The sequence below is a fragment of the Burkholderia sp. Ax-1720 genome (assembly GCF_011753035.1).
GTDB lineage: Bacteria > Pseudomonadota > Gammaproteobacteria > Burkholderiales > Burkholderiaceae > Burkholderia > Burkholderia gladioli.
In genome coordinates this window covers 1-13,670 of record NZ_VWWK01000180.1, presented here as the reverse complement: position 1 = coordinate 13,670, position 13,670 = coordinate 1, and the positions used below count along the sequence as shown (strand labels likewise).

The window sequence follows — 13,670 nt, the reverse complement described above, 5'->3', positions numbered from 1 at the left end:
CGAATGGACCGAGGCGGCCTGCGGGCTGCGCGTGCGCGTGCTCGACGGCGACGCGCTGCCGTCGGCCCTGGCCTGCACGCCGGGGCCCGACGGCTGCGTGCACGCCTTCGACGGCGCCGACGGTGGCGGCGGCCTGCCGCCCGGCATGTTGCCCGTCTACGATCCCGAATACGGCATGGTGGCGGACTTGGTGCCCTACCAGCGCGGCCGCATGCAGGAACGCGAGTTCGTCGCTTCCCTGCTCGAATCGGTACAGCCCGGCGAGCTATGGATCGTCGACGGACGTTTCAGCACGGCCGCGATCCTGGCCGGCTGGCCGCGCGGCAGCGGCCTGTTCGTGATTCGCGAGCACGGCTGCGCGCCGGCCTGGCAGGCGCAGGGCGAGCCGCGCGAGGCCGGCCTGCTCGACGGTGGCCGCCTGGTGGAGCAGCCGGTGGCGATGCTCGGCGACGCGGCCGGCGACGCCGCGACGATCTTCCGCCGCGTCGAATGGCTGCCCGACGCGGCGGGGCAGGAACCGATCGGGGTGCTGACCAATGCGCCGGCCGGCTTGCTCGACGCGGCGCGCATCGTGCGGCTCGCGCGGGCGCGCTGGAGCGATACGCTGCCCTTGCGTGCCGCTCCGATGTTCGACGCCGCGCTGTACGGCGACGTCGCCGCGCGGGCGCTGCCGCTCGCGCGCGGCATCCTCGCGACCGCCTACAACGTGTTCAGCGTGATGACCGGCGCGGTGAGCGGCGAGCTCGCGCTCGACACGCGCGATGCCGAGCGCCTGCCCGCGCATATCGCGGCCGGCGTGCGCGCGGCCTACCTCGGCATGATGATCGCGCTGCCGCCGGCCTGGTGGCAGCGCTACGACCATCTTTCGATCGGCACGCTCGGCACGCTGCTGCGCCTGCTCGCGCACCATCTCGACCCGCGCAGCGAACGGCGCAGGCGGCGCGAGCACAGCATCTCGGCGAAGTCGCGGACGCTGCTGCGCACCGCCACGCTCGACCGGCTGCTGCACGACGACAACGACGACCTGACCTCGAACGTGTTCAGCCTGCGCACCGTGGCGATGGCCACGCGCGATTTCAGCAGCAATCCGTCGAAGGCGCTGCGCCACGCGAGCGAGGCGCTGGTGATGGTGACCAAGTACAACCGCCCGGTCGCGCTGCTGGTGTCGATCGAGGACTGGAACCGGCTGCTCGGCGAAGTGCGCGAGACCAGCGTGAGCCGCCTGTCGCTGGACGGCGGCGGCCCGGTGCAGCGCGTGCCGGCGGCCGGCTACGGCGAGGTGCCGCTGAACTAGCGCGGCACGCGGGACGCGCGCCGGCCCGGGCGGCACGGCGCGCCTGTCGGCTGGCGGGCCTGCCCCGGGCTGGCCCGTTTTGCTCGGGCGGTCCGCTCAGGCCGTGACGCGGTGTGCCCAGATCACCGCGGTCCAGCTGAAATTGCCGGCGCCGTAGCGCGCGATCAGCGTGTCGATGCGCAGGTTGAGCCGCGCCGAGTGGATCCGGCAATGGACCATGAAATAACCGCTGTTGACGCCGGCTGTCGCGCCGGGCGGCATTTGCAGGCTGCCGGTCTGGACCGGGTTCAGCACCGCGGAGATCTCGCCCGTCGTGACGAAATACGCGGTGTTGCGCCGCTCGACGAGCCGGTGCGCCTGGCTTTGCGACAGCGTCGGGATGGCCGCCATCAGCACCGGTTCGGGCGCGGTATTGACGTTGATGGTGGTCAGGCTCGGCAACAAGGTCACGTAGGGCGCCAGCGCCGCGATCGTGGCCGCGCCGTAGCCGGGGATGCGTGCCAGGTCGTCGACCGTGGTCAGTTGCAGCGGCCAGCCGCCGGGGCCGGCCTGTTCGCGCAGCGAGGCCAGGATCGCGTCGGCCGTCGGCTGGGCCAGGCCGGGATCGAGCGATAGCGTCTCGAGCAGGCGCCGGTAGGCCAGCACGCCGTCGCCGTTGCTCTGCCATGGCGCACCGGGGGCCGGCCGTCCCACCAGGTTGAGCAGGTTGAAGCGTGCCTGCGCGTCCTCGATGTGGCCGGAAATCCAGGCACGTCCGAGGTCCGCGTTGACCGCCAGCGCGTCGGGCGGCAGGAAGTCGGCCAGTTGCACGTCGGCGACCGGCGCCGACCAGGCCTGGCCGAGGAAGGTCACGTTCGAGGTGGCGTTCTGCTCGCGCAATTGCACGCGCGCCCATTCCACCGCGGCACGTTCGGCCCACAACGCCTGGGTCGCGAGCCGCTGGTTCTCCACGTCGCGGGTGGCGACCTGCTCGCGCCAGACGATGCCGGCCGCCAGCGTGGCCGCGAGCGCGACCACCAGCAGTACCGTGACGATCGCGATGCCGCGCTGGCGCATGCCCCCTGGTGCCCGCATGATCGGTACCGCCTCCCTGGTGGATGATGGCCGGGTGCCCGGTGTGCCGACCGGGACCTGGTGAGGAGGGCGCCGCCTCGGCGGTGCCGCTGCGTCATCATGCGGTGTCTTCATGTCATTCCTCGAAGGCCAGCCAGGCATGCAGCACCGCCGCGTGCAACGACGACGCGATGCCGAAACTGCCGACCAGCAGCACGATCCGCGACAGCGCCGTTGGCCCGCCGGCGGTGCCCGGCGCGAGGGCCAGCAGGCCGACCAGCTCGGCGGCCGAGCGAGAACCCCAGAGCAGCAGCGCGAACAGCGTGCACGACACTGCGATCGCAACCGCGAACAGGCAAGCGGCCACCGCGGCGCGCGAGGCGAACGGCGCCTGGTGATGGCGCTGGTTCGCCGCCACCATCGCGATGCCGTTGGCGACCGGCACGATCGCCATCGCGGCGACCCAGAAAAACGGCTGGTCGCTGTCGGGGTTGATCAGCAGCAGCGTGCCGACGATCCAGAACGGCGGCGCCAGCATGCTGGTCAGCACCCAGGACAGCAATTGCCACGGCAGCCACGGCGCGCGCCAGCGCAGCGCGCGCACGGGTTCGGCACGGCGCCAGCGCGTCCCGCGCGAGCCGATGCCGGCCGTCTGCGCGGCGCCCAGCCGGGCGGCGAGCCAGCGCCGGACTATCGTGGCGATCGACATGCTTTCACCGTTGAGACCTTCCCTGTTCGTCACGGTTCGCGAGGTGGGCGCGCCCGGCCATCGTGCCGGCGCCCGTCATTAGTCAAGACGGATCGATGGCCGATGACCCGCAGGCTGTTTTGCCCGTTCGACGGAATCGTCGCGATACGCGGCGGCAATGGCGGCGCCGGACCGGTATTTCGTTCTGGTTCGTTTTGAATATCCGTTCGGTGTCACAAAAAATTACCGGTTGTGGTCCGACGATAGCCGCGCGGTTCGTGAGGCAGGGGCTGCGCGATCGCCATGCGCGGGAGAGGGCGCAGGACATGCCGCATGCGAGCATGCGGCCGGGAAGCGGCATGACGACGTCGAACCACGATACGACGCACCACCGGAGGGCCGGACAAGGCGCCAATCGCAGCCCGCCCGAGCGCGGTGGCGGCGGCGCGCCGGTGTCGCCTGCCCGGTAGCGCGCCGATCCTTGCCCGCGCGGGCCGCAAGCCGCGAGCACGCGAGCGACAGGCCGGCAACCCATTTCCCGTCCACGACCCGTTTGCCGCGCAGGCGGCGCGCCGTCGTCCGCTCGATACGCGAATCGCCGCGCGGGCCGTGCCGGCCCCGCGGCGGTCCGGAAAAAAACTGCGGCAAAACACCTGTCGTTCCGTCTAGATAGCTGTGAGCCGCTCGACGGCCGTGCGCATGGCGCGGCGGCGAGGCACGAGGGGCGCCGGCGGCGGGCCGGCAGGACAACCAACGAGTGGGGATCAGTGGAACAGATCGGGAACGGAGTCAGGGAACCGGGCGCGCGCGACCCGCTGCCGACGGACGACAGCGAGCTCGCGGCACCCTACCTCAACCTGCGCGACACGGGCCGCTTCCTCGAGGTGCTGGCGGCGCTGGGCTGTTCGCTCGCGATCAGCCGCCGCCCCTCGGGCGTCGCGCTGCTCGGTGTCGACGGCGGCGTGCCGACGCTGTCGGCCTGCCTGCTGCCGCGCTCGATGGGGATGGCCGTGGGCGGCAACCGCCTGGCCGTCGCCACCGCCAACGAGCTGATGATCTACGCCAACGTGGCGACGCTCGCGCCGCACTATCCGCCGCGTCCCGGCCATCACGACGCGATGTTCGTGCCGCGCATGTCCTACTTCACGGGCGACCTCGACCTGCACGACATGGCCTTCGACAAACAGGTCGTGATTGCCGTGAATACGCGTTTCTCGTGCCTCTGCGTGATCGACGGTTTCTTCAATTTCACGCCGATCTGGCAGCCGCCCTTCGTTACCGCGCTCGAGGCGGACGATCGTTGCCACCTGAACGGCATGGCCTTCCACGACGGCAAGGTGCACTACGCGACGGCGCTCGCGCACAGCGACACGCCGTTCGGCTGGCGCGAGCAGATGGCGCACGGCGGCATCGTGATGGAGGTGCCGTCGGGGCGGATCGTGGCCTCGGGGCTCTCGATGCCGCACTCGCCGCGCCTGATCGGCGCTCGCCTGCATGTGCTGGAAGGCGGGCGCGGGCGGGTGCTGCAGATCGATCCGACGAGCGGCGCCACGCGGGTGCTGGCCACGCTGCCCGGTTTCACGCACGGCCTGGCCGAATATCGCGGCGTGCTGTTCGTGGGCCTGTCGCGGTTGCGCGAGAAACGCGGGCCGCAGGGCTTGCCGATCGAGGCTCGGGCCGATGCGCTGGTGGCAGGCGTGGCCGCGCTCGATGCGGCCAGCGGCGAGGTGCTCGGCATCCTGCAGTTCTTCAACGGCGTGGACGAGGTGTTCGACATCCATGTGCTGCCGAACGTACGCCGCGCGGAAATCCTGAGTCCGCAGCAGTGGCTCGAGACGCCGTCGATCACGACCATGCAGGGCGGCTTCTGGCAGAGGCGCCCCCGCGAAGACGACGAAGCGGCGCAAGCCGCACGCTGAGCCGGCCGTGGATACGAAAGTTTGCGGGTTCGCGGTATTCGATCCGTCATTACCGGTAGACACGCCGAATCGCGAGGACCTGGCCGGCGCGAGTCCGCGGGGCGTGGTGATCTGGCTCACGGGGCTGTCGGGGGCGGGCAAGACCACGCTGGCCGAGGCGCTGGCCGCGAATCTGCGGCGCCTGGGGCGATTCTCGGTGGTGCTCGACGGCGACCGCATGCGTGCCCGCCTGAGTCGCGACCTGGGTTTCAGCGAGGCGGACCGCTTCGAGAACGTGCGCCGTATCGCCGAGGTGGCTGCGCTGGTCGCCGAGGCCGACGGTATCGCGATCGTCGCCGCGATCTCGCCGCTCGCGGCCATGCGCGATGCGGCTCGGGCCCTGGTCGGCGAGCGGTTTCGCGAGGTGTATGTGAGCACCTCGCTCGCGGTGTGCGAGGCGCGCGATCCGAAAGGCCTGTACGCCCGGGCGCGGCGCGGGGAGCTGCCGGGCTTCACGGGCGTCGCGGCGCCGTACGAGCCGCCCGTCGCGGCGGAGCTGGTGATCGATACCGCCGGCTGCGAACGCGACGCGTGCGTCGACGCCTTGCTGTGGTTCACGCTCGATGCGAGCGCGGCGGTGCGGCGAGGCTGAGCCGTATCGGATGCCACCGGCCAGGCGCGGGAATATTGATCAGGATGACTGAGATATTGTCATCGTCCTGAAATACGGGATGGATAGCGCGAGCGCACGCGCCGGCACGAACCGGCAGGCACTCGCGCGACGGGCTTGATCCGATACAAAAGGGGAAGGGCGCATGCCGCCGAGAGTAGACCAACCACCGCACGATCCGAGGCGAGTGCGCCGCCGCCGTCTGGCCGGCGCCGCCCTGGTCGGCGGGCTGAGCCTGGCGTCCGGGGTCCGGGCCCAGGAGGCGGCGGCCGGCAGTCCGGCCGCGGCCGCGCCGCGCACGTTCGACGTCAACGAGTTCATCGTGCGCGGCAACACCACGCTGCCGGCGCTCGACATCGAGAAGGCGGTGTATCCGTTCGAGGGACCGGGCCGCACGCTGGCCGACGTCAATGCGGCGCGCGATGCCTTGCAGAAGGTGTACCAGGATCGCGGTTACCAGTCGGTGGTGGTGGAGCTGCCGCAGCAACAGGTGAAGGACGGCGTGATCCTGCTGCAGGTGAGCGAGGCGAAGGTCGGCCGGCTGCGCGTGCAGGGCGCGAAATACAACTCGCCGCTGGAGATCCGCGACGCGGTGCCGGCGCTGGCCGAGGGTGGCGTGCCCGATTTCAACCAGGCCCAGGCGCAGCTTTCCGACCTCAATCGCTCGGCGGACCGCCAGGTGATCCCGGTGCTCAAGCCCGGGGTGATGCCGCAGACGGTGGACGTCGATCTCAAGGTGGACGACCACAGCCCGCTGCACGGCTCGCTCGAGCTCAACAACGACAAGAGCCCCGGCACCTCGCTGCTGCGCACCACCGCTACGCTCAGCTATTCGAACCTCTGGCAGCTCGGGCACGTGATCTCGGGCACCTACGTGATCGCGCCGCAGCATCCCAGCGATGCGCGCGTCTACGCGTTCTCGTACCTGGCGCCGCTCAAGGACACGCATTGGAGCTTCCTCGCGACGGTGGTCCATTCGGACAGCAACGTCGCTTCGGTGGGCGGCACCAACGTGCTCGGCAAGGGCACCACCTACGGCTTCACCGCGATCTACGCCTTGCCGTCGTCCGACACCTACGCGCAGAACCTCAGCGTCGAGATCGACCACAAGCACTACGACGAGGACGTGAGCCTGGTGGGGCAGAGCTCGTCCGCGCCGCTCACCTATGTGCCGGTGACCGTGTCCTACACGGGCCAGATGAACCTGAAGCAGTCGCAGACCTCGTTCTCGGCCGCGCTCGTGACCAACATCCGCGGTCTCGGCAGCAGCGCAGACGCGTGGGATGCGAAGCGCTTCAACGCGACGCCCGATTTCATCTACGGCAAGTTCGACATCAACCACACGCAGACGCTCAAGCACGACCTACAGGCCAACGCGCACGTCAGCGCGCAGATCGCGAACTCGCCGCTGGTGTCGAGCGAGCAGTTCTCCGCGGGCGGCATGAACAGCGTGCGCGGCTACATGCAGGCCGAGGACACCGGCGACAGCGGCGTGATCGGCTCGCTCGAGCTGCGCAGTCCGTCGCTGGCGAAATATCTCGGCAGCCGCATCGACGAGCTGCGTTTCCACGCCTTCGTCGACGCCGCGCATCTGTGGCTGCTGAGCCCGCTGCCCGAACAGACCTCGAGCTTCAACCTGCTCAGCGTCGGCCTGGGAATGCGCATGCAGGTGCTCAAGTACGCGAGCGCCGATTTCGAGGCCGGTTTCCCGCTGAAGGCGGGCATTTATACACGGCAGTACAGCCCCCGGTTCGACTTCTACGTACGACTGGGTTTCTGACGGATTTCTGATGATCGTGCCGGGCCGACGGGGCTGGACGGCGCAAACGGGGAGTGGATCGTGAAGCGAGTGATGGGGTTCATGTTGGCGGTGCTGCTGGCGGCACTGCCTGGGATCGCGAATGCGTGGTGGCAGAACGACTGGTCGTACCGGAAGTCGATCACCATCGACGCCAGCCCGAAAGGCGCGAATCTGGCCGAATCGGCGGGCCGCGTGCCGCTGCTGATCCGCCTGCATTCGGGCAATTTCCAGTTCGACGGCCTGGCCGACAACGGTGCCGATATCCGCTTCGTCGCGGCCGACGACAAGACGCCGCTCAACTACCACATCGACCAGTACGACGCGGTGCTCGGCGTCGCGCTGATCTGGGTCGACGTGCCGAAGATGCCGGCCGGTTCGGCCGAGTCGATCTGGATGTACTACGGCAACAAGAACGCGCCCGACGGCGGCAAGCCGGCCGAGAGCTTCGATGCCGATACCACGCTGGTCTACCACTTCAACGGCGCCTCGGGCACGCCGCCGCGCGATGCCACGGCCTACGCGAACAACGCGCAGGCGGCGACGCTGCGCACCGTCGAGGACGGCATCATCGGCAAGGGCGCGGGGTTCGACGGCAACGCTTCGCTGACGCTGCCGGCCAGCCCCTCGCTGAACCTGGCCGCGGGCGGCGGCTTCACGTTCAGCGCCTGGGTCAAGCCCGCCTCGCTGGCCCCGAACGCGCTGCTCTACAGCCGCCGCGACGGTGCGAACGCGCTGCTGATCGGTCTCGACAATGGCGTGCCGTTCGCCGAGATCGACGCTGGCGCGGCCCCCGTGCGCACGCCGGCCGCCTCGCCGGTGGCGGCGAACCAGTGGACCCATATCGCCGTGACGGACGACGGCCACACTCTCACCGTCTACGCGAACGGCAAGCAGGTCGCGCAGGTGGCGGGCGCGCTGCCGGCGCTGAACAGCGCGGCCGTGATCGGCGCCGACGCCCCGGGCGCGCCGGCCGGCTTCGCCGCCTACGTCGGCGCGCTCGACGAGCTGCGCCTGTCGCGCGTGGCGCGCTCGCCGCTCGCGATCGGGGTCGATGCGCTGTCGCAGGGTTCGGAATCGAAGCTGGTCGCCTATGGCGCCGACGAGAAGCAGTCGGGTTTCGGCTTCGGCTACTTCGGCGTGATCGTGCATTCGGTGACGATCGACGCGTGGGTCGTGATCGGCATCCTGATGGTGATGGCGGCGATCTCGTGGGTGGTGATGTATACGAAGGCCCGCTACGTCGGCACGGTCGATCGCGCCAACGCGTTCTTCGTGGAGCGCTTCCGCGAGGTGGCCGGCCGCCATCTGGTCGGGCTCGCGCACTTCGACGAGAAGAGCGAGGAGGGGCGGCGCCTGTTCAAGTCGTCGTTGTACCGGCTGTATCGCGCGGGCGTGCATGAAATCCACAGCCGCGTCGACGCGAACGGCCGTACCGTGATCACCAGCGAGTCGATCGAGGCGATCCGTGCCTCGATGGACGCCACCCTGGTGCGCGAGAACCAGCGCCTGTCGAAGTCGATGGTGCTGCTGACCATCGCGATCTCGGGCGGCCCCTTCCTCGGCCTGCTCGGTACCGTGGTGGGCGTGATGATCACCTTCGCGGCGATCGCCGCGGCCGGCGACGTGAACGTCAACGCGATCGCGCCGGGTATCGCCGCCGCGCTGCTGGCCACCGTCACCGGCCTGTTCGTCGCGATCCCGGCCCTCTTCGGCTACAACTACCTGCTGATCCGCAACAAGAACGTGACCGCCAACATGCAGGTGTTCGTCGACGAATTCGTCACGCGCCTGGCCGAGGCCCATCGCTCGCCGGATCACGCGGTGCTGGCCGACTGAACGACGCGGGGAGACCACCATGCAGGTTCAGGACGACGACAAGCCGTACGACGACATCAACATCACGCCGATGCTGGACCTGGCGTACGTACTGCTGATCATTTTCATCATCATGACGACCGCCTCGGTGCAGGGCATCAAGGTCGATCTGCCGAAGGCGAGCTCGTCCGCGAGCCTCGCCAAGCCGAAGACCAAGGCGATCACGGTGGCGGATTCCGGGCAGATCTACCTCGACGCGTACCCCGTGACGATGGACGAACTCGAGAGCCGGCTGCGCACCGAGAAGGCGAGCAATCCGGAGTTCCCGATCGTGCTCAAGGGCGATTCGACCGTGGCCTACCAGCGCGTGATGGACGTGCTCGACCTGCTGCGCCGGCTCGACCTTTCGCAGGTCGGCCTGGTGACCGGCAAGGCGAAGCAGGGCAGCTAGGGACCCGCGATGGAAATGAGCTATCAAGGCGGCCCGCCCGACAAGGGGCCGCGCCGCTTCGTGAAGCCGGTGGTGATCGCGCTGGTTGCCGCGGGCCTGGTCGCGCTGATCTGGCATTTCGCCAGCGACACGGCCGGCGTCAAGCGTGCCGCCGCGCCGCAGGTGACGACGGTGATCCCCTTGCCGCCGCCGCCTCCGCCGCCCCCGCCGAAGCCGCCCGAGAAGGTGAAGGAGGAGGTGAAGACGCCGGTCGACAAGCCGACGATCGCGCCGAAACCGGCCGAGGCCCCGAAGCCGTCCGACAACCAGCCCAAGCAGATGACCATGAACGCGCCGGCCCAGGCCGGTACCGACAGCTTCGGCATCGGCGCGGGCGACGGCTCGGGGATGGTGGGCGGTGGCGGCGGCGGGCGCTTCGGCAACGCCAGCTACGCGCAGTACATGGTCTACGCCTTGCAGCGCGTGATCGAGGCCGACAAGGGCGTGCAGGAAGCGGGCGGCACGCGTTTCGCGGGCAGCCTGAACTTGTGGATGGATCCGTCGGGCCGCATCACGAAGGTCGCGATCGCGCAATCGACCGGCGACGCGAGGATCGACGCGGCGGTGGTGGCGGCGGTCGAATCGCTGGGCAAGGTCGACGAGGCGCCGCCGCCCGCGACCAGCTACCCGGTGACCGTGAAATTGCAGGGACGCAAGCCGGCCTAGCCGCTTGGCGCGAGAGACAGGTAGGCAGGCCCGCGCCGCGGGCACTGCCGCAGAGGAACAGCCAGTGTTCGGAGCACTTTGATGATCCAGAAGATGATGATACGGGGTGGGGGGCGCTCGTGGGGGGCGATGCCGGGGCGCTTGTCCTGCATCGGCGCGGCCGCGCTGACGATGGGCTTCGCGGGAGCGGGCCCGGCGCACGCGCAGTCGCTCGAGGCGCAGGCCGCGGCCGGCAACGCCGCGCCGACCGAGAGCGTGGTGATCAACCTGATCAACCTGCTGGTCAAGCGCGGCGTGCTCACCCAGCAGAACGCCAGCGAGCTGATCAGCGAGGCGCGCACCGAGGCCGCGCAGGCCAGGGCCACGCGCGCGCCGGTCGCGGCCGGGGTGGCCGGCGGCGTGGCGGGGGCCAAGGTGGTCAACGGCCCGACGCAGCCGGGCGACGTGGCGGTGCCCTATGTGCCGCAGGTGGTGCGCGACCAGATCCGCGACCAGGTCAAGCAGGAGGTGATCGCGCAGGCCAAGGAGGAGAACTGGGCGCAGCCGAACACGTTCCCGGACTGGGTGTCGCGCATCAAGATCGACGGCGACATGCGCGTGCGCGACGAATACCACTTCTACGGCAGCCGCAACGCCAACAACGTGACGAACTTCGCGGCGCTCAATTCGGGCAACGGCTTCGATGTCAACCAGAACACCAACACCACGCAGCTGCCCACGCAGAACACCACGCAGAACCGCAACAACCTGCTGCGCTACCGCGCGCGGCTCGGCGTGACGGCCACGCTGTCCGACCAGATCTCGACCGGCATCCAGCTCGCGAGCGGCAACGACAACGGGCCGGTATCGACCACCGCCACCGCGGGCGGCGGCTTCGCGAAGAAGAACATCTGGCTGAACAAGGCGTTCTTCGCCTACCAGCCGACCTCCTGGCTGAACGTGACGGCCGGCCGTTTCGACAATCCCTTCTTCAAGTCGGACCTGGTATTCGCCGACGATCTCGAGATGGACGGCATCGCCGCCAGCTTCCGCCGCGCGCTGCCCGGCAACCACGACGTCACGCTGTTCGGCACCCTGGGCCTGTTCCCGATCCAGTACACCAGCGAGAACTTTCCGTCCAACAGCAGCGACAAGGTCGGCAGCGATACCAAGTGGATGTTCGGCGCGCAGTTCGGCGCGGAGTGGAAGATCAATGCGCAGAACCGCCTGAAGGGCGCGGTCGCCTATTACGACTTCCAGAACATGCGCGGCACGCTGTCCTCGCCTTGCGCGATCTACCTGGGCGCCACGGCGTGCAGCACCGACAACGAGGCGCCGGCCTTCATGCAGGGCGGCAACACGCTGATCGCGCTGCGCAACATCGTGGCGAACCCGAACCTCGCGCCGGGCCAGACGCCCGAGCCGCAACTGTTCGGCCTGGCCTACAACTACCGCCTGCTGGACCTGAAGGCGCAGTGGGACACGGTGATCGCCGACCGCTTCAAGATGCGGCTCGACGGCGAGTTCGTGCGCAACCTCGCCTACAACTCGAACAAGGCGTTCTCGGCGGCCTCGCTGCCGGTCAACAACTTCGAGTCGACCTCGGTCAACGCGACCCAGTCCGAGTATCGCAGCGGCCCGAACGGTTTCCTCGCCAAGGCGACCTTCGGCGAACCCGAGCCGCACGACAAGGGCCAGTGGAATTTCTCGGTGGCCTACAAGTACCTGCAGCCCGACGCCACGCTCGACGCGTTCACCGATCCGGACTTCCACCTGGGCGGCACCAACGCGCGCGGCTACGTGCTCGGCGCGGCCTACGCGGTGGCGCGCGACACCTGGGTGTCGGCGCGCTACCTGAGCGCGCGCGAAGTGTATGGGCCGCCCGTCACGATCGACGTGCTGCAGCTCGAACTCAACGCTCGCTTCTGACGGAGACAGCGGATGAAACCAGCCCGACACGCGCTGTTCGCCACCGGTCTCGCCGCCGCGCTGCTGGCGGCGGCGAACGCCGCCGGCGCACAGAGCATCGAGGACAAGCTGCGCAGCCAGCTTCGCTCGACGGCCCAGCAACTGCATCAGCTGCAGGACACGCAGGCCCAGCTCGAGGCCGACAAGGCCGCCGCCGAGCAGGCGCGCGACAAGGCGCTCGCGCAACTGAAGGACAGCGAGGCGCAGCTCGCCGCGGCGAAAGGCGAATCGAGCGGCGAGGCGGCGGCGCGGCGCGCGCTGGCCGAGGAACGTGCCGCGCATGCGCAGGATACGCAATCGCTCGCGAAGCTGAAGGCCGCCCACGAAGCCCTGCAGGCGGGCGCGCGAACCGGCGAGGCGCAGCGCACCAGACTCCAGGCCGATATCGCCGCGCGTGACACGCAACTGCAAACCTGCGAAGCCCACAATGCCGATCTGTATCGCGTCGGCCACGAGATCCTCGATGCCTATGAGCACGTCGGCCTCGGCACCGTGCTTGCCACGCGCCAGCCGTTCGCGCAATCGGCGCGCGTCAAGTACGACGAGCTGGGACAGCGCTACGGCGATGCGCTCTATGCCGGCAAGTACGACCCGGCCGCGCGACCCGCGGCGGCATCGGCGGCGGCACCGGCTTCGGCTTCGGGCGGCCAGTGAGAGAGACAGGCAACGGCGAGCGGAGCGCGGCGCCTGGCGCGTGGCTTCGCTGGGCCGACGATTCGCAACATCAAGGAAAGGAACATGGCTGACATTCAGCAGGACAAGGATGCGATGCGCGCGGCGCACGACACATCGATCGAGTCGATCGGCCCCGAGGAACTGGCCGAGGTGCTGCGGCGCGCCGGTTATCGGGTGACGGTGGCCGAGCAGAACGGCCTGGTGCAGTTGATGAGCGCGAGCCAGGGTGTGGGTTTCGCGGTGCGCTTCGGCAATCCGGTGGTGGCGGCCGCGGGCGGCACGGCGCAGGCCGAGGCGCGTTTCTTCGACTACACGCTGAGCTGCGTGCTGCAGGTGCAGGGCGAGCTGCCGGCCGAGCTGACCGCGAACTGGAACCGCACCAAGCGCTTCGCGCGGCTCGCGAGCCACGGTGCATTCCTCGCGCTGGAGATGGACGTGATCGTCGCGGGCGGCGTGTCGGAGCGCTACCTGCGCTCGACCATCGAGTTGTGGGATCGCCTGGTGCAGGAATTCCTGCTGCATCTGCGCAATCGTCCCGCGCTGGCCGAGCAGGAGGCCGCGGCGCGCGCGGCGGGAGTCGCGGCCCCGGCCGCCGACGCGGCGCAGCAGGCCGACGCGAAGGCTGCTCACGCATGAGCTGGCCGGCGCGGCTGCTCGGCTGGCTGACGCGGCG

At 69.5% G+C, this 13,670-nt stretch carries 13 protein-coding genes; 11 read left to right on the top strand and 2 right to left on the bottom strand.

Annotated elements, in window-relative coordinates; translation table 11 throughout:
* Nucleotides 1–1,294 (top strand): type II toxin-antitoxin system Phd/YefM family antitoxin (locus F3J18_RS30885; protein ID WP_166915917.1); only part of this gene is annotated, 1,294 nt, incomplete at its 5' end.
* Nucleotides 1,295–1,390: 96 nt separating this feature from the next.
* Here the strand turns inward: F3J18_RS30885 and gspK are convergent.
* Together gspK and F3J18_RS30875 are read right to left on the bottom strand one after the other, a co-directional pair.
* A complete protein-coding gene (gspK, locus tag F3J18_RS30880; RefSeq protein ID WP_166915915.1) occupies nt 1,391–2,368 on the bottom strand; it encodes a type II secretion system minor pseudopilin GspK in 978 nt (325 codons plus the stop codon).
* 115 nt (nt 2,369–2,483) lie between these two features.
* Complete coding sequence (locus F3J18_RS30875) at nt 2,484–3,056, bottom strand: hypothetical protein (protein ID WP_166915913.1); 573 nt, start codon at nt 3,054–3,056, stop codon at nt 2,484–2,486.
* A 95-nt stretch (nt 3,057–3,151) separates the two neighbouring features.
* Between F3J18_RS30875 and F3J18_RS30870 the strand changes: the two genes are divergently transcribed.
* The 10 genes from F3J18_RS30870 to F3J18_RS30825 all read left to right on the top strand — a co-directional run bounded on the left by F3J18_RS30870 (nt 3,152) and on the right by F3J18_RS30825 (nt 13,633).
* The gene (locus F3J18_RS30870; protein ID WP_166915911.1) at nt 3,152–3,505 is read left to right on the top strand and encodes a hypothetical protein; all 354 of its coding nucleotides are present in this window, start codon (nt 3,152–3,154) and stop codon (nt 3,503–3,505) included.
* A 297-nt stretch (nt 3,506–3,802) separates the two neighbouring features.
* Nucleotides 3,803–4,954: a TIGR03032 family protein gene (locus F3J18_RS30865; protein ID WP_025097863.1), complete on the top strand. Its 1,152-nt coding sequence runs from the start codon at nt 3,803–3,805 to the stop codon at nt 4,952–4,954.
* 7 nt (nt 4,955–4,961) lie between these two features.
* Nucleotides 4,962–5,585, top strand: coding sequence for an adenylyl-sulfate kinase (cysC, locus tag F3J18_RS30860; RefSeq protein WP_166915909.1), 624 nt, complete (start codon nt 4,962–4,964; stop codon nt 5,583–5,585).
* 163 nt (nt 5,586–5,748) lie between these two features.
* Nucleotides 5,749–7,383, top strand: a complete 1,635-nt coding sequence (locus F3J18_RS30855; protein WP_025097865.1) for a ShlB/FhaC/HecB family hemolysin secretion/activation protein — start codon at nt 5,749–5,751, stop codon at nt 7,381–7,383.
* 72 nt (nt 7,384–7,455) lie between these two features.
* Complete coding sequence (locus F3J18_RS30850; RefSeq protein ID WP_084152438.1) at nt 7,456–9,240, top strand: MotA/TolQ/ExbB proton channel family protein; 1,785 nt, start codon at nt 7,456–7,458, stop codon at nt 9,238–9,240.
* A 19-nt stretch (nt 9,241–9,259) separates the two neighbouring features.
* Nucleotides 9,260–9,670: a biopolymer transporter ExbD gene (locus F3J18_RS30845; protein ID WP_025097867.1), complete on the top strand. Its 411-nt coding sequence runs from the start codon at nt 9,260–9,262 to the stop codon at nt 9,668–9,670.
* Between the two features lie 9 nt (nt 9,671–9,679).
* Nucleotides 9,680–10,375, top strand: a complete 696-nt coding sequence (locus F3J18_RS30840; protein ID WP_166915907.1) for an energy transducer TonB — start codon at nt 9,680–9,682, stop codon at nt 10,373–10,375.
* Between the two features lie 81 nt (nt 10,376–10,456).
* Nucleotides 10,457–12,283: a putative porin gene (locus tag F3J18_RS30835; protein ID WP_166915905.1), complete on the top strand. Its 1,827-nt coding sequence runs from the start codon at nt 10,457–10,459 to the stop codon at nt 12,281–12,283.
* A 12-nt stretch (nt 12,284–12,295) separates the two neighbouring features.
* A complete protein-coding gene (locus tag F3J18_RS30830) occupies nt 12,296–12,976 on the top strand; it encodes a hypothetical protein (RefSeq protein ID WP_166915903.1) in 681 nt (226 codons plus the stop codon).
* Between the two features lie 84 nt (nt 12,977–13,060).
* Nucleotides 13,061–13,633 (top strand): YbjN domain-containing protein, encoded by a 573-nt coding sequence (locus F3J18_RS30825; protein WP_166915901.1) that lies wholly within the window; start codon nt 13,061–13,063, stop codon nt 13,631–13,633.
* Nucleotides 13,634–13,670 lie beyond the last annotated feature (37 nt).

Bases quoted from the DNA above. Each gene is read 5' to 3' on its own strand.
- F3J18_RS30830 (WP_166915903.1), top strand. From the start codon at position 12,296: ATGAAACCAGCCCGACACGCGCTGTTCGCCACCGGTCTCGCCGCCGCG.
- F3J18_RS30870 (WP_166915911.1), top strand. From the start codon at position 3,152: ATGGCCGATGACCCGCAGGCTGTTTTGCCCGTTCGACGGAATCGTCGC.
- F3J18_RS30855 (WP_025097865.1), top strand. From the start codon at position 5,749: ATGCCGCCGAGAGTAGACCAACCACCGCACGATCCGAGGCGAGTGCGC.
- gspK (WP_166915915.1), bottom strand. From the start codon at position 2,368: ATGCGGGCACCAGGGGGCATGCGCCAGCGCGGCATCGCGATCGTCACG.
- F3J18_RS30840 (WP_166915907.1), top strand. From the start codon at position 9,680: ATGGAAATGAGCTATCAAGGCGGCCCGCCCGACAAGGGGCCGCGCCGC.
- F3J18_RS30835 (WP_166915905.1), top strand. From the start codon at position 10,457: ATGATCCAGAAGATGATGATACGGGGTGGGGGGCGCTCGTGGGGGGCG.
- F3J18_RS30825 (WP_166915901.1), top strand. From the start codon at position 13,061: ATGGCTGACATTCAGCAGGACAAGGATGCGATGCGCGCGGCGCACGAC.
- F3J18_RS30845 (WP_025097867.1), top strand. From the start codon at position 9,260: ATGCAGGTTCAGGACGACGACAAGCCGTACGACGACATCAACATCACG.
- F3J18_RS30875 (WP_166915913.1), bottom strand. From the start codon at position 3,056: ATGTCGATCGCCACGATAGTCCGGCGCTGGCTCGCCGCCCGGCTGGGC.
- F3J18_RS30850 (WP_084152438.1), top strand. From the start codon at position 7,456: ATGGGGTTCATGTTGGCGGTGCTGCTGGCGGCACTGCCTGGGATCGCG.